Here is an 18,115-nt window from a genome sequence, read left to right as displayed (position 1 = left end):
AGCCGGAGACCAGCCGGATGCCCGCGGTCGGGCGTCCCGGCACCCCGGACCCGCTCACGGCGCCGTTCTCCGACATCGAGGACGCGCTGCGCCGCGAGAGCGGACTGCCCGGGCACCCGGCCGCGGCCGGCGACCCGGGCGCCGCCGCCGACCCGCGCGCGCACCAGGGCGCCGCCGACCCGGTGACCGGCCGATCCGGCCCGGTCGACGACCGTCCCTGGCCACCACCCGCGACCGACCCGACCGACGAGCAGGCCCGGCCCGGGCAGGAGGACCACTGATGCCCCGCCGCGACGACATCAACCACGTGATGGTGATCGGCTCCGGGCCGATCGTCATCGGCCAGGCGTGCGAGTTCGACTACTCCGGGACCCAGGCGTGCCGGGTGCTGCAGGCCGAGGGCATCCGCGTCTCGCTGGTCAACTCGAACCCGGCGACGATCATGACCGACCCGGAGTTCGCCGACGCGACCTACGTCGAGCCGATCACCCCGGAGTTCGTCGAGAAGGTCATCGCCACCGAGCGCCCGGACGCGATCCTGGCCACCCTCGGCGGTCAGACCGCGCTGAACACCGCGATCGCCCTGCACGAGAACGGTGTGCTGGAGCGCTACGGCGTCGAGCTCATCGGTGCCGACGTCGACGCCATCGAGCGCGGCGAGGACCGGCTCAAGTTCAAGGACATCGTCACCGAGGTCGGCGGCGACGTCCCGCGCTCGCGGGTCTGCCACTCCATGGCGGAGGTCCGCGAGGCCGCGGCCGAGCTGGGCCTGCCGGTCGTCATCCGGCCGTCGTTCACCATGGGCGGGCTGGGCTCGGGCATGGCGCACTCGGCCGAGGAGCTCGAACGCCTGGCCGGCGCCGGGCTGGCCGCCTCCCCGGTCACCGAGGTCCTCATCGAGGAGTCGGTGCTCGGCTGGAAGGAGTACGAGCTCGAGCTCATGCGCGACCACCACGACAACGTGGTCGTCGTGTGCTCGATCGAGAACCTCGACCCGATGGGCGTGCACACCGGTGACTCGATCACCGTCGCCCCGGCCATGACGCTCACCGACCGCGAGTACCAGCACATGCGCGACGTGGGCATCGCCGTGCTGCGCGCGGTGGGCGTGGACACCGGCGGCTGCAACATCCAGTTCGCGATCCACCCGGAGACCGGGCGCCTGGTCGTGATCGAGATGAACCCGCGGGTGTCGCGGTCCTCGGCGCTGGCGTCGAAGGCCACCGGGTTCCCGATCGCGAAGATCGCCGCCCGGCTCGCCGTCGGCTACACCCTCGACGAGATCCGCAACGACATCACCGGCGAGACCCCGGCCGCGTTCGAGCCGACGCTGGACTACGTCGTCGTCAAGATCCCGCGGTTCGCGTTCGAGAAGTTCCCCGGTGCCGACCCCGAGCTGACCACGACCATGAAGTCGGTCGGCGAGGCCATGGCGCTGGGCCGCTCGTTCCCGGAGGCGCTGGGCAAGGCGCTGCGCTCGATGGAGCGCGCCCGGGCCGGGTTCTGGACCGCGCCCGATCCGACCGGCGAGCCCGAGTACACGACCCCGGTCGACGGCCGGATCTACGAGGTCGAACGTGCCCTGCGCGCCGGCCAGTCGGTCGACGACGTCGCCAAGGCCTCCGGCATCGACCCGTGGTTCGTCGACCAGATCGCGCTGCTCGGCGAGATCCGGGCCGAGCTCGAGGCGGCCCCGGTGCTCGACGCCGACCTGCTGCGCAAGGCCAAGCGCTACGGCCTGTCCGACCGCCAGCTCGCCGCCGTCCGCCCGGAGTTCGCCGGCGAGGACGGGGTCCGCGCGCTGCGGCACCGGCTCGGGATCCGGCCGGTCTACAAGACCGTGGACACCTGCGCCGCCGAGTTCGCCGCGCGGACGCCGTACCACTACTCGGCCTACGAGACCGATCCCGGCGCCGAGTCCGAGATCGCCCCGCAGACCGAGCGGCCGAAGGTGCTCATCCTCGGTTCCGGGCCGAACCGGATCGGGCAGGGCATCGAGTTCGACTACTCGTGCGTGCACGCGGTGATGGCGCTGCGCGAGGCCGGCTTCGAGACCGTGATGGTCAACTGCAACCCGGAGACGGTCTCCACCGACTACGACACCGCGGACCGGCTCTACTTCGAGCCGCTCACCTTCGAGGACGTCCTCGAGGTCGTGCACGCCGAGCAGGCCTCCGGCACGGTCGCCGGGGTGATCGTGCAGCTGGGCGGGCAGACCCCGCTGGGCCTGGCGCAGCGGCTGACCGACGCCGGGGTGCCGGTCGTCGGGACGTCGGCGGCGGCGATCGACCTGGCCGAGGACCGCGGCGCGTTCGGTGACGTGCTCGCCAAGGCCGGGCTGCTCGCGCCGGACTACGGGATGGCGACCAGCTTCGACGGCGCCCGCGAGATCGCCTCGCGGATCGGCTACCCGGTACTGGTGCGGCCGTCCTACGTGCTGGGCGGGCGCGGCATGGAGATCGTCTACGACGAGTCCTCGCTGGCCGGCTACATCGCCCGCGCCACCACGGTCTCGCAGAACCGTCCGGTACTGGTCGACAAGTTCCTCGACGACGCCATCGAGATCGACGTCGACGCCCTCTGCGACGGCGACGAGGTCTACCTCGGCGGCGTGATGGAGCACATCGAGGAGGCCGGGGTGCACTCCGGCGACTCGTCCTGCACACTGCCGCCGATCACGCTGGGCTCGTCGGTGCTGGAGAAGGTGCGGGAGGCGACCGCCGGGATCGCGCACGGCGTGGGCGTCCGCGGCCTGCTGAACGTGCAGTACGCGCTGCACGGCGACGTGCTCTACGTGCTCGAGGCCAACCCGCGCGCCTCCCGGACCGTGCCGTTCGTGTCCAAGGCGACCTCGATCCCGCTGGCCAAGGCCGCTGCGCGGATCATGCTGGGTGCGACGATCGCCGACCTGCGCTCGGAGGGCCTGCTCCCGGCGACCGGGGACGGCGGCACACTGCCTGCCGACTCGCCGGTCGCGGTGAAGGAGGCGGTGCTGCCGTTCAACCGGTTCCGCAACACCGCGGGCCAGGGCGTCGACCCGCTGCTCGGGCCGGAGATGAAGTCCACCGGTGAGGTCATGGGCTTCGACTCGGCGTTCGGTCCGGCGTTCGCGAAGTCGCAGGCCGCCGCCTACGGGTCGCTGCCGGTCTCCGGCACGGTGTTCGTCTCGATCGCCGACCGGGACAAGCGCGCGATGGTCTTCCCGATCCGCAGGCTCGCCGACATGGGCTTCGAGATCCTCGCCACCGACGGCACCGCAGAGATGCTGCGCCGCAACGGGATCAGCGTGACGGTGACGCGCAAGCACTCGTCCGGCTCGTCGCCGGAGAACCCGACGATCGTGGACGCGATCCTCGCCGGCGAGGTCGACCTGATCGTCAACACCCCGGTCGGCAACTCCGGTCCGCGGGTCGACGGCTACGAGATCCGGGCCGCCGCGGTCTCCCGCGGGGTCCCGTGCATCACGACGGTGCAGGGCGCCGCGGCCGCGGTGCAGGGCATCGAGGCGCTCGCCTCCGGCGGGCTCGGGGTGCGGTCGCTGCAGCAGGCGCACTCGGCGCTGCGGGCACAGTCGTCCACCGCCCCGACGACCGCGGGGCCCCAGCCGTCCGCGGCCACCGGGTCCGAGCCGTCCGCGGCCACCGGGTCCGAGGCATCCGGGACTCCGGAGGCCGAGCCGCCGGTGGTTCCGGGGGCCGAGCCGTCGGCAGCTCCGGGTGGACGGGCCCCGGCTTCCGGGACGGCGCCGGCTTCCGGGACGGCACCGGCGTCGGAGGACCAGTCGTCCCCGGCCACCGGGCCGCGGTCGTGACGTTCGGCGCGCGGCTCGCCGACGCCGTGGCGTCGTACGGCCCGTTGTGTGCGGGGATCGACCCGCACCCGGCGCTGCTCGCGCAGTGGGGCCTGACCGACGACGCCGACGGCGCCGGCCGGTTCGCCGACGCCTGCCTGGAGGCCTTCGCCGGGGCGGTCGCGGTCGTGAAGCCGCAGGCGGCGTTCTTCGAGCGGCACGGCTCGGCCGGTGTCGCGGTGCTCGAACGGCTGCTGGCCGGGTTCGCGTCGACACCGACGCTGACCCTGCTCGACGCCAAGCGCGGCGACATCGGGTCCACGATGGACGGTTACGCCGACGCCTACCTGCGCGTGGGCGCCCCGCTCGGCGCGGACGCGCTGACCCTGTCGCCCTACCTGGGCTTCGACTCGCTGGAGCCGGCGTTCGTCGCGGCCGCCGAGGCCGGGCGCGGGGTGTTCGTGCTGGCGCGGACCTCCAACCCGGAGGGCGCGCCCGTCCAGCTCGCCACCGCGGCCGGCGGCGGGACCGTCGCCCAGTCCGTCGTCGACGCCGCCGCGGTGCGTAACGCCGGCACCGGGGAGTACGGGACGGCGACCGACCCGGGCGGGCCGCAGCCCTGCGGGGACGTCGGCGTCGTCGTCGGCGGGACCCGCGAGCACGGCCTGGACCTGTCCGGGCTCCACGGTCCGGTGCTCGTGCCCGGTCTGGGTGCCCAGGGCGCGAGCCCGGCCGACATCGTGTCCCGCTTCGCCGGGACCGCCGGTCCGGTGCTGCCGGTGGCCGCGCGGTCGGTCCTGCGCGCGGGGCCGGACCCGTCCGCGCTGCGCGACGCCGCCCGGGCACTGGGGGAGGAGCTGGCCTCGGCCCGCACCGGCGCGCACTGAGCCTCTGGAGCAACGCACCCCTTCGGAAGGCACCTTTCGGGGCGAGAGGCCCGTTCGCGCCCACGGGAGGGCGGGAGCGCGCACGTCGGCCCAGCCGCACCGAGCGAGCTGCACGTTCTCGCCCTCGGGCGGGCGGAAGCCTGCGAGTCGAGCCGGGTGCAGGGGGTGAGTGGCGCGTTCTCGCCCTGTGGCGGGCGGGAGCGTGCACGTCGAGCAGGAACCTCCGGACCGGTGGAGCAGCACAGCGTGGTCGGTCCGGCGTGGCTGTCGGGTGGCGGATTCTCCCGTGAAGCGCGTCGACGTGCGTGACGTGTCGTCCAGCGACGCGGGAGGCGCGTACGTCCTGTGGGGCAAGAGCGTGCATATCGACCCGGCCGCACCCGGCGAGCTGCACGTTCTTGCCCTGGGGAGGGCGGAAGTGTGCGAGTCGGCCCGGCCGTACGGCGCGAGTTGCACGTTCTCGCCCTGTGGCGGGCGGAAGCGTGCTGATCGACGGGCCGGGCCCGCCGAGCTGCACGGTCTCGCCCTCTGCGGGGCGGGAAGCTGGGCCATGTGGCGGACCGCTGCGGAGGCCGGGCGGGTCCGGATGTCGACGGCGAGCCCTGGGTCATCGCCCGGAACGCAGAACCCGGTGCGAGCGGCACTCTTTCACCGCGCTGAGGGCATTCGCATCTGGGTGAGCGGCCACGGACCTCGGCACCGGCGTGCGGGTGGACTACCTGCCCCGCTCCGAGTGCGAGATGCGAGATGCACGCTTCCGCCCCGCCGAGGGCAGGACCGTGCAACTCGACCGCGCAGCAGAACTCGATTCGCACGGTGTCGTCCTGTCGTGGGCGACAGCGTGCCGGCCGAGCGGGCGGCGACGCCGAGCGGCGCCGTCGCCGCCGGGCCGGAACCCGGATGGGGACCGCGTGCCGGCCGGGGCGGGACAGCCCGGGTGAGGTCACCGCCCGCAGCGCGAGTCGGTGGCGGATCACGGAGAGCAGGTCCCACGGCGCCGGAACCCGCGGGGGTTGCCTCGGGGGAGGGGTCCGGCAAGGCGGGCGACACCGTGGCGTCGGCGGACGTGCCGTCCGTCGCAGACCGTGTGCGCGGTGTACCCGACCGGCGGGCCCCGGGCGCGCCCGGACGGCAGCTGGGCGCGTGCGGCGGTGTCCCGGCTCCGCCGTCCGGGCCTGGCGTTGCGCCCACCCGTCGTCGTGCGGAGCCGGACGGTACCGCGAGAAGCATCACAGAGCGTGCCGATGATCACCTTCCGAACCCTGAAACCGGTGGTGGGACCCCCATTGACGCCGTCGTGGAAGCGCTGGGTACGTTCGATCGCGGATCCGGGGACGTCCCCCGGACGGGTCGGTGCGACCCGCCCACCCGGTCGCTGCCGTGACGGGGCGAGAACGACGCGAACGACCGCGAACGACCACGAACGACGCGAACGACACTGAACTACGGAGGAACCACCGTGGCCCTTCCCCAGCTGACCGAGGAACAGCGCGCCGCAGCGCTGGAGAAGGCCGCGGCCGCGCGCCGGGCCCGGGCCGAGCTGAAGGACCGCCTCAAGCGCGGGGGCACCACCCTCGACGAGGTGCTCAAGCAGGCGGAGACCGACGAGGTGCTCGGCAAGATGAAGGTCTCGGCGCTGCTCGAGGCGCTGCCGAACGTGGGCAAGGTCCGCGCGCAGCAGATCATGGAGGAGCTGGAGATCGCGAGCAGCCGCCGGCTGCGCGGTCTCGGCGACCGCCAGCGCAAGGCCCTGCTCGAGCGCTTCCAGGGCTGAGCCGGCGCATCCCGTGACCGGAACATCCTCCGACACCTCACCGGCGTCGCCCGACCAGGCGGGCCGTCCGCCCCGCGGACGCCTGCTCGTGCTGGCCGGGCCGTCCGGCGTGGGGAAGAGCAGAATGGTCGCGGGACTGCGCGAGGCGCTGCCGGAGCTGCTGTTCAGCGTGTCCGCCACGACCCGGCCCGCGCGGCCGGGCGAGGTGGACGGCCACGACTACCACTTCGTCAGCCGCGAGGGGTTCGACGCGCTCATCGCGCGCGGTGACCTGCTCGAGTGGGCCGAGGTGCACGGTGGGCTGCAGCGCTCCGGCACACCGCGCGAACCGGTCGAGCGGGCCCTCGCCACGGGGACCCCGGTTCTCGTCGAGGTCGACCTGCAGGGCGCCCGCTCGGTGAAGCGGGCCCTGCCGGAGGCCGTGACCGTGTTCGTCGCGCCGCCGTCGATGGAGGAGCTGGCCCGCCGGCTCACCGACCGCGGTACCGACACCCCCGAGCAGCGCGAGCGCCGGCTGCGTACCGCCATCGAGGAGATGGACGCGCAGCACGAGTTCGACGAGGTCGTCGTCAACGACGACCTGCAGGCCGCGATCGGCCGGTTGGTAGCATTGGTGGTCGACCGCGACGCGGTGTGACATCTCCGGTCGACCAGACGCAGCTGTCCGCAGGGCAGCGCTGTCCGGTCGACCACCGATCTCGTCCACCGCGCCGGACCCCTCGTCTTCCCAGGAGCACGTACGTGAGCACGCCGACCACCGGCAGCATCGCCCCCGAAGGCATCACCTACCCGCCCATCGACGATCTGCTCGGCCAGGTCAGCTCGAAGTACGCGCTGGTCATCTACGCGGCCAAGCGGGCCCGGCAGATCAACGACTACTACTCCCAGCTCGGCGAGGGCCTGCTGGAGTACGTCGGCCCGCTCGTCGAGCCGGGCCCGCGCGAGAAGCCGCTGTCGATCGCCATGCGCGAGATCCAGGCGGGCATGCTCGAGCACACCGAGGGCGAGTAAGCCCCGACCGTGACATCCCAGGGTCGTCCGCCCGAGGTACTGCTGGGCGTCTCGGGCGGTATCGCCGCCTACAAGAGCGCGGAGCTGCTGCGCCGGCTCACCGAGTCCGGCCATGCCGTGCGGGTGATCCCGACGGAGTCCGCGCTGCAGTTCGTCGGCGCCGCCACGTTCGAGGCGCTCTCCGGGCGTCCGGTGGCGACCGGGGTCTTCACCGACGTCCCCGAGGTCCCGCACGTCGCCCTCGGGCAGCACGCGGACCTGGTCGTCGTGGCCCCGGCCACGGCCGACCTGATGGCCCGGCTCGCGCACGGCCGCTCCGACGACCTGCTCACGGCGTCACTGCTCACCGCGCGCTGTCCGGTCGTCCTCGCGCCGGCGATGCACACCGAGATGTGGGAGCACCCGGCGACCCGGGACAACGTCGCGCTGCTGCGCTCGCGCGGCACCGTGGTGCTGGAGCCCGCGGCCGGTCGGCTGACCGGCGCCGACACCGGCAAGGGCCGGCTGCCGGACCCGGCGGAGATCTTCGACCTCGCCCGGCTGCTGCTGGAGCGCCCCGACGCGCTGCCCCGTGACCTCGAGGGACGGCACGTCGTCGTGAGCGCCGGCGGCACCCGGGAGAACCTCGACCCGGTCCGCTACCTGGGCAACCGCTCGTCCGGCCGGCAGGGCTACGCCCTCGCCCGGGTGGCCGCCCAGCGCGGTGCGCGGGTCACCCTCGTCGCCGGGCACACCGCCGACCTGGCGACCCCGGCCGGCGTCGACCTGGTCACGGCCGGTTCCGCCGCGGCGATGGAGACCGCGGTGCGCGAGTCGGCGGCCGGGGCGGACGCGGTCGTCATGGCCGCCGCCGTCGCCGACTTCCGCCCGGTCGACCTGGCCACCGACAAGATCAAGAGGGGCGGCGACGAGCCCGCCCCGCTGCGGCTGGTGCAGAACCCGGACATCCTCGCCGGTCTGGTGCGTGACACCCCGCGGCCCGGTCAGGTGATCGTCGGCTTCGCCGCGGAGACCGGTGACGCCGAGGGTGACGTACTGCACCACGGTCGCGCCAAGCTCACCCGGAAGGGGTGCGACCTGCTGGTGGTCAACGCGGTCGGGGAGGGCAAGGCGTTCGAGACCCCGGACAACGCCGGTTGGCTGCTCGCCCGCGACGGTGGCGAGGAAGAACTCCCGATGGGGTCCAAGGCGCTGCTGGCCTCGCGTATCTGGGACGCTGTCACCCCGCGCCTGGCCTGACCCGCACCGACGACGACGGCGCCGCTGCGATTCCGCAGCGGCGCCGTCGTCGTGTGGCGGTGTGTCAGTCCTCGTCGTGTCAGTCCTCGTCGTCGCTCCAGAACAGCGAGTCCGTGGTGCTGCGCTCGGTGGGGGTGGCCGACGAGTCCGACGGCGCCGTCGAGGACGAGCCCGACGGGGAGGCCGACGGGGAGGCGCTGCTGCCGGTCGACGGCTCGGCCGAGGTGCCCGGCTGCGTGGAGCTCGGGGAGCTGCTGGGCGACGACGAGGCCGAGGGCTCGGTGCTGTCCGAGGTCAGCGAGTCCTCCGAGGCGTCGGACGACTCGGTGCCGGTCTGCGGCGAGGAGCTGCTCGAGGTCGAGACGTAGTCGGCGACCGCCCAGCCACCGTACTCGGGCAGCTCGACGTAGCCGTCCTGCGTCTCGCCGACCGAGGTGCTCTCACCCCGCTCGCAGACGCCGACGATCGGCGCGGTGGTCGCGGGCTCCGAGCGCACGTTGACGCTCGAGGTGCAGGTGCCGGTACCGGCAGCGCTGGCAGTGCCCGCAATCACACCGGTGACTGCGAGTCCACTGACCGCAAGGGCACCGATGGCGGCGGCGACACGCCGCGAGTTCGGCTTCATCGTGGGACAACCTCCGTGCCGACGGCGGTCTGGAATACCGCCGTTACGTCTGCTCTCGTGCCCGCTCCGAGTCGTTCGGAGGGGCGTTGACTCGACCAACGAGCCGACGCCCGATCGATTCGTGGAGGAGGGAATCAATCACCCCATCCAGCGACACTGCGTAGCGATGAACTGGGGGTTGCTGACTCTGTGTATGTGAAGTCGACCTCCGCTCTCCCGTACGGAGGCCGAATCTGGACTAGGGTGAGCCGCCAGAGGGCGTTCCGATCTTGGGCGCGTCCGTACGAGCGCGGCCGCGAGGTCGCGCCGGAGTGAACGCAGTACCACCAACGGGATGGAGAAACAGCGCGTGTCGAACACGAGCCGCCGTCTGTTCACGAGCGAGTCGGTCACCGAGGGCCACCCGGACAAGATCTGTGACGCGATCAGCGACACGATCCTCGACGCGATGCTCGCGCAGGACCCGAGCAGCCGCGTGGCCGTCGAGACCATGGTGACCACCGGCCAGGTGCACGTCGCCGGCGAGGTCACGACCAACGCCTACGTCGAGATCCCGCAGCTGGTGCGGGACCGCATCCTCGAGATCGGCTACGACTCGTCGTCCAAGGGCTTCGACGGCGCGTCCTGCGGTGTCAACATCTCGATCGGCGCGCAGTCGCCGGACATCGCCCAGGGCGTGGACACGGCCTACGAGAAGCGCGTCGAGTCCGCCGAGGACGAGATCGCGAAGCAGGGTGCCGGCGACCAGGGCCTGATGTTCGGGTACGCCTGCGAGGACACCCCCGAGCTCATGCCGCTGCCGATCGCGCTGGCGCACCGCCTGTCGCGCCGGCTGACCGAGGTCCGCAAGAACGGGACGCTGCCCTACCTGCGTGCCGACGGGAAGACCCAGGTCACGATCGACTACGAGGGCGACAAGCCGGCCCGCCTGGACACCGTCGTGCTGTCCTCGCAGCACGCGGCGGACGTCGACCTCGACGGCATGCTGAGCCCGGACATCCTCAAGCACGTCGTGACCCCCGAGGTCGAGGCGCTGGGCTGGGACCCGGCGGAGCCGAAGCTGCTGGTCAACCCGACCGGCCGGTTCGTCCTCGGCGGCCCGATGGGTGACGCGGGCCTCACCGGCCGGAAGATCATCGTCGACACCTACGGCGGCATGGCCCGTCACGGCGGCGGCGCCTTCTCGGGCAAGGACCCGTCGAAGGTCGACCGTTCCGCCGCGTATGCCATGCGCTGGGTGGCCAAGAACGCCGTCGCCGCCGGCCTGGCCGGCCGGATCGAGGTCCAGGTCGCCTACGCGATCGGCAAGGCCGCCCCGGTCGGCCTGTTCGTCGAGACCTTCGGCACCGAGAACGTCGACCCGGCGAAGATCCAGAAGGCGATCGACGAGGTCTTCGACCTCCGGCCCGCCGCGATCATCCGCGACCTGAAGCTGCTGCGGCCGATCTACGCGCCGACCGCGGCCTACGGTCACTTCGGCCGGACCGACGTCGACCTGCCGTGGGAGGACACCTCCCGCGCCGACGCGCTCAAGTCCGCCGCCGGCGCCTGAGCACCGTCGTTCCCGTCCGTGGCCGGGTCCGCATTCCGCGGGCCCGGCCACGGCCGTGTCCGGAGCCCGTCGGTGTCGTCTGATAGACCCTGGTCGTGAGTTCTCCCGCGACGGCCCGGTCCGAGGGCGCGGCCCGCGCCCGGCGGCCCGCGCGCAACCGCGGTGAACGCGAGCCGGCCGGCACGTTGCCGGTGGCCCGGGTGATCGTCGACGTCAGCCTGCCCCACCTCGACCGGCCCTTCGACTACCGCGTTCCCGCACACCTGGACGAGGCCGCGGTGCCCGGGGTGCGGGTCCGGGTGCGCTTCGCCGGGCGGATGCTCGACGGATACCTGCTCGAGCGGGTGGAGGACTCCGCGCACGGCGGCCGGCTGGCGTGGGTGGAGAAGGTGGTGTCGGCCGAGCCGGTGCTGACCCCGGCGGTGGCCGGGCTCGCGCGGGCCGTCGCCGACCGGTACGCCGGGGTGCTCGCCGACGTGCTGCGCCTCGCGGTCCCCGCCCGGCACGCGCGGGTGGAGTCGGAGAAGCCCCGCGACCGCACGATCCCCGACCCGCAGCCGCCCGACCGGGCCGGCTGGGAGGCCTATCCCCGCGGTGGTGCGCTGCTCGACGCGCTCGCCGGTGGCCGGGCCGCGCACGCCGTCTGGCAGGCGCTGCCGAGGGAGGACTGGGCGACCCGGCTCGCCGAGGCCGCCGCCGCCACCCGCATCGCGGGCCGCTCGGCGCTGCTCGTGGTCCCCGACCAGCGCGACGTCGACCGCCTGCACACCGCCTGTGCTGCGGTGCTCGGCGAGGACGCGGTCGTCGCGCTCACCGCCGACCTCGGCCCGGCCGAGCGGTACCGGCGGTGGCTGGCGGTGCGCCGGGGGAGCGTCCGGGTGGTCGTCGGGACCCGGTCGGGTGCGTTCGCCCCGCTCGGGGAGCTGGGCCTGCTGGCCGTGTGGGACGACGGCGACGACTCCCACTCCGAGCCCCGCGCGCCGTATCCGCAGGTCCGTGACGTGCTGATGCTGCGCGCGCACCGGGAGGGCGCCGCGCTGCTGGTGGCCGGGTTCGCCCGCACCGCGGAGGCCCAGCTGCTGGTCGAGTCCGGCTGGGCCAGCGCGGTGGTCGCCGACCGCGCCACCGTGCGGGCGCGCGCCCCCCGGGTCACTGCGATCGGCGAGAGCGACACCCAGCTCGTCCGGGATCCCGCGGCCCGGGCCGCCCGGGTGCCCGGGGTGGCGTTCGAGGCGGCGCGGGCGGCGCTGCGGGCCGGCCGTCCGGTCCTGGTGCAGGTCCCGCGCTCGGGCTACCTGCCGTTCCTGGCGTGCGCCTCCTGCCGTGAGGTGGCGCGGTGCCGGCACTGCGCGGGCCCGATCGGGCTGCCGCGCCCGGGTGCAGGTGGCGGCGGCGCGGCGCGGCCGCCGGCCGGCGGTTCCGGGCCGGACGCGGCCGGCGGTGGGGCCGGTGCGGGGTTGCCCGCGTGCCGCTGGTGCGGCCGGGCGGAGCCCGGGTTCCGGTGCGGGAACTGCGGGTCCCGGCGGCTGCGGGCCGGGGTGGTCGGCGCGGGCCGGACGGCCGAGGAGCTCGGGCGGGCGTTCCCCGGCGTGCCGGTGCGGACCTCCGGCGGTGGCTCCGCGGTGCTCGACGACGTCGGCGCGGGCCCGTCCCTGGTGGTCGCCACCCCGGGGGCCGAGCCGGTCGCCGAGGGCGGGTACGGCGCGGCCCTGCTGCTCGACGGGTGGGCCATGCTCGCGCGCCCGGACCTGCGGGTCGCCGAGGAGACGCTGCGGCGCTGGTTCGCCGCGGCCGCGGGCGTCGTCCCGCACGGTGACGGCGGCCGCGTCGTGGTCGTCGCCGAGTCGGCGATCCCGACCGTGCAGGCACTCGTCCGCTGGGACCCGGCCGGCCACGCGGAGGGCGAGCTGGCCGAACGTGCCGACGTCGGCTTCCCGCCCGCGGTGCGCATGGCGGCGGTCGAAGGGCCACCGGCCGCGGTGGCGGAGATCTGCGACACCGTGCTCGACCCGGACCGGGACCCGCCCGAGGGCGTCGAACTGCTCGGCCCGGTGGAGATCGACCCGCCGGAGCGGCCGGGAGGGTCGGCCGCCGGCCGGGACGAGATCCGGGAACGTGCCCTGCTGCGGGTGCCGCGCGGGGCCGGTCGGCGGCTCGCGGCGGCGCTGCACGACGCCCAGGCGGTGCGCACGGCCCGGAAGGCGCCCGAGACGGTGCGGGTACGGCTGGATCCCGACGAGATCGAGTGACCGGCCGGCCCCGTCGCGGGGGCCGACCCGGTGCGGTGCCGCAGTGGCACAATGGTGCGCCGACCACCGGTCCAGGGCGTGCACCGCCGGTGCCCCGCCCCGATGCGTGCCCGATCCACCGGCCCGACCGTCCACGAGGAGAACCGTGCCCATCCAGCCCGTCCGGCTGTTCGGCGACCCCGTGCTCCGTACCCGTGCCACCGAGGTCACCGACTTCGATGCGGAGCTGCGCAAGCTGGTCACCGACCTCACCGACACCATGCACGACGAGGGCGGTGCCGGCCTCGCCGCACCGCAGATCGGTGTGGGCAAGCGGGTCTTCGTCTTCGACTGCGACGGGTTCTCCGGGCACCTGATCAACCCCACCTGGGAGGCGATCGGAGACGAGGAGCAGTTCGGGCCGGAGGGGTGCCTGTCGATCCCCGGCCTCGGCTGGGACTGCCGGCGGAAGCTGACCGTCGTCGCCCGCGGGTGGAACATGCACGGCGAGCCGCAGGTGATCGAGGGCTCGCAGCTGCTGGCGCGGTGCATCCAGCACGAGACCGACCACCTCGACGGCGTGCTGTTCGTCGACCGGCTCGACGCCGACCTGCGCAGGCAGGCGATGCGCGAGATCCGGGAGGCGGACTGGTTCGGCGAGCCGGAGCCGGTCGTGAAGGTGAGCCCGCACCCGATGTTCGGCAAGGCCCGATGAGGCTGCTGTTCGCCGGTACCCCCGAGCCCGCCGTCCCGGCGCTGCGGGCGCTGCTGGAGTCCCCGCGACACGAGGTGGTCGCCGTCCTGACCCGCCCGGACGCGCCGTCCGGCCGCGGACGGAAGCTGACCCGGTCGCCGGTCGGTGCACTGGCCGACGAGGCCGGGATCCCCGTGCTGACCCCTGCCCGGCCGTCGGAGCCCGGCTTCCTGGAGACGCTGGGTGAGCTCGCGCCGGACTGCGCCCCGGTCGTCGCGTACGGGGCGTTGCTGCCCCGCCCGGTGCTCGACGTGCCCGAGCACGGCTGGGTGAACCTGCACTTCTCCCTGCTGCCCGCCTGGCGGGGCGCCGCCCCGGTGCAGGCCGCGATCCGGCACGGCGACGACGTCACCGGTGCCACCACCTTCCGCCTCGAGGAGGGCATGGACACCGGCCCGACCTTCGGGGTCGTGACCGAGACGGTGGGGGAGACCGACACGGCGGGGGCGCTGCTGGCCCGGCTCGCCGAGTCGGGGGCCAAGCTCCTGGCGGCGACCCTCGACGGCATCGAGGACGGCACCGTGGCCGCGGTGCCGCAGCCCGCCGACGGGGTGTCCCTGGCACCGAAGGTGACCCCGGCCGACGCCCGGGTGGACCCCGGCTCGCCGGCCACGGTGATCGACCGGCTGGTCCGTTCGGTGACCCCGGACCCGGGCGCGTGGTGCGAGTTCCGCGACGACCGCCTCGGGATCGGCCCGGTCCGGCCGGTGCGGACCGGAGAGGTGGAGCTCGCCGCGGGTGAGCTGCGGGTCGAGCGCCGCCGGGTGCTCGTGGGGACCGCCACGGTTCCACTGGAGCTGGGTGAGGTGAAGCCGAAGGGCAAGCGGGCGATGCCCGCCCCGGACTGGGCCCGCGGGGCCCGGATCGAGGCGGGCGAGTACCTGCGCTGACCTGCCGGGTGCGGCCGGTCGTGACAGTGCGACCGGCAGTGCCGGGTGCACGCAGGCGTGGGATGAATGCAGTGCCGGACGATCGGCGGTGCCCGATGAACGGCGGTGCCCTCGATGAGGGTGCCGGATGAACGGCGGTGCCCTCGATGACGGTGCCTGATGTACGACGGCGCCGGATGCACGACGGTGCCTGATGAACGACGACGAACGAGGACGGCCGGATCCGACGCCCGGCCGCGGCGGGCCGACCGCCAAGGAGACGACGTGAGCGAGCAGGATCCCCGGACCCGGCCGGGCGACGACGACCGGCGCCGCAGTGCCGCCGGAGACGAGCACCGGGGACGGCCGCGTGACGACGCCGGGAGTCGGGACGACCGCGGCCGCGGAGGCCGGCCGGACGGCGCGGGCCGCCGTGGCGACGACCGCCGGCGCGACGACCGGGGTACGGGTGGCCGTACCGGATCCGGCTGGGGCGGTGGCCCGGACCGGGGTAGCCGTACCGGGTCCGGGTGGGGCGGTGGCTCGGACCGGGGCGGCCGTACCGGATCCGCTGGGGGCGACGACCGCGGCCGCCCGAGGGCCGGCGGGGGTGACGACCGGCGCCGCGACCAGCGCGACGACCGCGGGCGGGGGCGTGACGGACGTGATCGGGACCGTCGCGACGACCGCGGCTCCGGCCACCGTGACGACCGCCGCGGGTACCGCGACGACCGGGGCCGGGACGAGCGCAGCCGGACCCCCCGTGCTGACCACAACCGGGACGACCGGGGCGGCACCCGCGGCGATCGTGGCGGGCACCGCGGCGGCGACCGCCCCCGCTACGGCGACGACCGGCGCGCGGGCCGTCCCGGTGACGCGGGCGGCGGGCGCTACCGGGACGAGCGCCGCGACGACCGGCGTGACCAGCGCGGCGACGACCGCCGTCGCGACCACGACGACCGGCCCAGCCACTCCCGCTCCGGCGGGGACGTCGCGCGCCCCCGGGGAGGCCCCCGGGACGAGCGACCCGCGCCCGGCCGGGCCCGGGACGACCGGGAGGGCCGCCCGCGCCGCGATCGCGACACCGGCCGGTCCCCGCGCCGTGAGCACGACGGGCGTGAGCACGACCGCCGGGACGGCGGCCGTCGTGAGCGCACGGCCGGCCCGCGCAACGCGGGGCCGCCGCGCGGTCGCGTCGGCCCCGGCCGGCCACCGGCGGTCGATCCCGCCCGGCAGGCCGCCTACGACCTGCTGACCGCCGTCCGCGAGCGGGACGCCTACGCCAACCTCGCGCTGCCGGGGCTCCTCCGTCGCTACGGGCTGCGTGACCGCGACGCCGCGCTGGCCACCGAGCTCGGCTACGGCACCCTGCGCGCCCAGGGGCTGCTCGACGCCGTCATCGACGCGTGCACCGACCGGCCGCTGTCCAAGATCGAGCATCCGTTGCTGGACGCGCTGCGGCTCGGCGCCTACCAGTTGCTGCGGACCCGGGTCCCGGACCACGCGGCCGTCTCGACCTGCGTCGAGCTGGTCCGCGGCGACCACGGTTCGCAGTCGGCCGGGTTCGTCAACGCGGTCCTGCGCCGGATCGGCGAGCACGACGAGTCCGAGTGGCTCGACCGGCTCGCCCCGGATGCGGCCGAGGATCCGGTCGGCTCCGCCGCGCTGCGCCACGCCCACCCGCGCTGGATCGCCCAGGCGTTCGCGGACGCGCTGGGCGAGACCGGCGAGGAGCTCACCGCGGCGCTCGCCGCCGACGACGCCCGCCCGCAGGTCCACCTGCTCGCCCGCCCGGGGGAGATCTCCGCCGAGGAGCTCGCCCTGGCCACCGGGGGCGAGGAGGCGCCCTGGTCGCCGTACGGCGTGCACCTGGAGCCGGGTTCCGGCGAGATCGGTGAGCTCGACGCCGTCGCCGAGGGGCTGGCGGTCGTCCAGGACGAGGGCAGCCAGCTCGTCGCCGTCGCCCTGTCCGAGGCCGAGCTGGTCGGGGAGGACACCGGACGCTGGCTCGACCTGTGCGCAGGGCCGGGTGGGAAGGCGTCGTTGCTCGGCGGCCTGGTCGGCACCCAGGGCGGCACGCTCGACGCGGTGGAGTCGAGCGAGCACCGGGCCGGGCTGGTCCGGACGGCGACCGCGGAGCTCCCGGTGACCGTGCACGTCGCCGACGGCCGGGAGGCACCGCTGCCGGACGGCGTGTTCGACCGGGTCCTCGTCGATGCTCCCTGCACCGGCCTCGGCGCGCTCCGCCGCCGCCCGGAGGCCCGGTGGCGCCGGCGTCCCGAGGACACCGCCGAGCTGGCCCGGCTGCAGCGCGAGCTGCTGGTCGCCGCGCTGCGCCATGTCCGCCCGGGCGGCGTCGTCGCGTACGTCACCTGCTCGCCGCACCTGTCGGAGACGGTGGGAGTCGTCGGGCGCATCGTCGGCCGGGAGGGCCGCCCGGGCCCCGCAGGCCCGGTCGAGCAGCTCGATGCCCGGGCCTGCCTGCCCGAGGGGATGCCCGGTCTCGGCGCCGGCCCGGCCGTGCAGCTCTGGCCGCACCGGCACGGCACCGACGCGATGTTCCTGGCGCTGATCCGCCGCCCGGCGCAGTGACCGGCGGCCCCGGCACCCGCGAACGGGTGTGACTCCGCCCTCGTACGGGGGTGCCGGGGGCCGGAGGCAGGCAGGGATAGCCTGCTCGGTGTGCATCCGATGATCGCGCCCAGCATCCTCTCGGCCGACTTCGCGCGGCTGGCCGACGAGGCCGCCGCCGTGGCCGGTGGCGGCCCGGGCGAGCAGGCCGGCGCCGACTGGCTGCACGTCGACGTCATGGACGCGCACTTCGTGCCGAACCTGACCCTGGGCCTCCCGGTCGTGGAGAGCCTGCGCGCCGCCACCGACATCCCGCTCGACTGCCATCTGATGATCGAGGACCCGGACCGCTGGGCCCCCGGGTACGCCGAGGCGGGCGCGAAGAACGTCACGGTGCACGTCGAGGCCGCGCACGACCCGGTGATGCTCGCCCGGAACCTGCGTGCCGCCGGTGCCCTCGCCGGTCTGTCGATCAAGCCGAACACGCCGCTGGACCCGTACGTCGAGCTGCTCAAGCACTACGACACGCTGCTGGTGATGAGCGTCGAGCCCGGATTCGGCGGGCAGAGCTTCATCCCCGAGGTGCTCGAGAAGGTCCGCGCCGCGCGGCGCCTGGTCGACACCGGGCACCTGAAGCTGATCGTCGAGATCGACGGCGGGATCAACGCCGACACCATCGAGCAGGCCGCCGAGGCCGGCGTCGACTGCTTCGTCGCGGGCTCGGCCGTCTACGGGGCCGAGGATCCGGGCCGCGCGGTCTCCGTGCTGCGCGACCGTGTGCGCCGCACCGCGCCGCACCGCTGGGCCGGCTGACC

The 18,115-nt window shown here is 74.8% G+C and carries 12 protein-coding genes and 1 pseudogene; all 13 read left to right on the top strand.

Annotation, left to right across the window (positions count from 1 at the left end; genetic code table 11):
- Positions 1-280 precede the first annotated feature (280 nt).
- The 13 genes and pseudogenes from carB (at position 281) to rpe (ending at position 18,113) form a co-directional block, all read left to right on the top strand.
- Positions 281-3,811 carry a carbamoyl-phosphate synthase large subunit gene (gene carB, locus BM093_RS17355; protein WP_245773589.1) on the top strand — a complete coding sequence of 1,177 codons (3,531 nt, stop codon included), beginning with the start codon at positions 281-283 and terminating at the stop codon, positions 3,809-3,811.
- Positions 3,808-4,677 (top strand): orotidine-5'-phosphate decarboxylase, encoded by an 870-nt coding sequence (pyrF, locus tag BM093_RS17350; protein WP_093344483.1) that lies wholly within the window; start codon positions 3,808-3,810, stop codon positions 4,675-4,677. The genes carB and pyrF overlap by 4 nt, the downstream gene beginning before the upstream one ends.
- Before the next feature lie 1,459 nt (positions 4,678-6,136).
- Positions 6,137-6,451: an integration host factor, actinobacterial type gene (gene mihF / locus BM093_RS17345; protein WP_177238535.1), complete on the top strand. Its 315-nt coding sequence runs from the start codon at positions 6,137-6,139 to the stop codon at positions 6,449-6,451.
- A gap of 13 nt (positions 6,452-6,464) precedes the next feature.
- On the top strand, positions 6,465-7,088 hold the full coding sequence (gene gmk, locus BM093_RS17340) for a guanylate kinase (RefSeq protein ID WP_093344479.1): 624 nt from the start codon (positions 6,465-6,467) through the stop codon (positions 7,086-7,088).
- A 104-nt stretch (positions 7,089-7,192) separates the two neighbouring features.
- Complete coding sequence (rpoZ, locus tag BM093_RS17335; protein WP_093344476.1) at positions 7,193-7,462, top strand: DNA-directed RNA polymerase subunit omega; 270 nt, start codon at positions 7,193-7,195, stop codon at positions 7,460-7,462.
- A gap of 9 nt (positions 7,463-7,471) precedes the next feature.
- Positions 7,472-8,701: a bifunctional phosphopantothenoylcysteine decarboxylase/phosphopantothenate--cysteine ligase CoaBC gene (gene coaBC, locus BM093_RS17330; RefSeq protein WP_093344474.1), complete on the top strand. Its 1,230-nt coding sequence runs from the start codon at positions 7,472-7,474 to the stop codon at positions 8,699-8,701.
- Between the two features lie 116 nt (positions 8,702-8,817).
- Positions 8,818-9,069 carry a hypothetical protein gene (locus BM093_RS36015; protein ID WP_177238534.1) on the top strand — a complete coding sequence of 84 codons (252 nt, stop codon included), beginning with the start codon at positions 8,818-8,820 and terminating at the stop codon, positions 9,067-9,069.
- 606 nt (positions 9,070-9,675) lie between these two features.
- Positions 9,676-10,878, top strand: a complete 1,203-nt coding sequence (metK, locus tag BM093_RS17320; RefSeq protein ID WP_245773588.1) for a methionine adenosyltransferase — start codon at positions 9,676-9,678, stop codon at positions 10,876-10,878.
- Between the two features lie 95 nt (positions 10,879-10,973).
- Positions 10,974-13,127 carry a primosomal protein N' gene (locus tag BM093_RS17315; protein WP_093344467.1) on the top strand — a complete coding sequence of 718 codons (2,154 nt, stop codon included), beginning with the start codon at positions 10,974-10,976 and terminating at the stop codon, positions 13,125-13,127.
- 145 nt (positions 13,128-13,272) lie between these two features.
- On the top strand, positions 13,273-13,821 hold the full coding sequence (gene def / locus BM093_RS17310) for a peptide deformylase (protein ID WP_093344464.1): 549 nt from the start codon (positions 13,273-13,275) through the stop codon (positions 13,819-13,821).
- On the top strand, positions 13,818-14,750 hold the full coding sequence (locus BM093_RS17305; RefSeq protein ID WP_093344462.1) for a methionyl-tRNA formyltransferase: 933 nt from the start codon (positions 13,818-13,820) through the stop codon (positions 14,748-14,750). The genes def and BM093_RS17305 overlap by 4 nt, the downstream gene beginning before the upstream one ends.
- Before the next feature lie 1,122 nt (positions 14,751-15,872).
- Positions 15,873-17,321, top strand: a pseudogene (locus BM093_RS37360) (RsmB/NOP family class I SAM-dependent RNA methyltransferase); the annotation flags it as partial.
- A gap of 99 nt (positions 17,322-17,420) precedes the next feature.
- Complete coding sequence (gene rpe, locus BM093_RS17295; protein ID WP_093344458.1) at positions 17,421-18,113, top strand: ribulose-phosphate 3-epimerase; 693 nt, start codon at positions 17,421-17,423, stop codon at positions 18,111-18,113.
- Positions 18,114-18,115 lie beyond the last annotated feature (2 nt).

Origin of the sequence: Pseudonocardia ammonioxydans, assembly GCF_900115005.1 — a bacterium.
Taxonomy (GTDB): Bacteria; Actinomycetota; Actinomycetes; order Mycobacteriales; family Pseudonocardiaceae; genus Pseudonocardia; species Pseudonocardia ammonioxydans.
This window is presented reverse-complemented; position numbering and strand designations above follow the sequence as displayed.

What these genes read in the sequence shown, in the direction of transcription:
- carB (WP_245773589.1), top strand. Translation starts at nt 281, where the DNA reads ATGCCCCGCCGCGACGACATCAACCACGTGATGGTGATCGGCTCCGGG.
- BM093_RS17305 (WP_093344462.1), top strand. Translation starts at nt 13,818, where the DNA reads ATGAGGCTGCTGTTCGCCGGTACCCCCGAGCCCGCCGTCCCGGCGCTG.
- rpe (WP_093344458.1), top strand. Translation starts at nt 17,421, where the DNA reads ATGATCGCGCCCAGCATCCTCTCGGCCGACTTCGCGCGGCTGGCCGAC.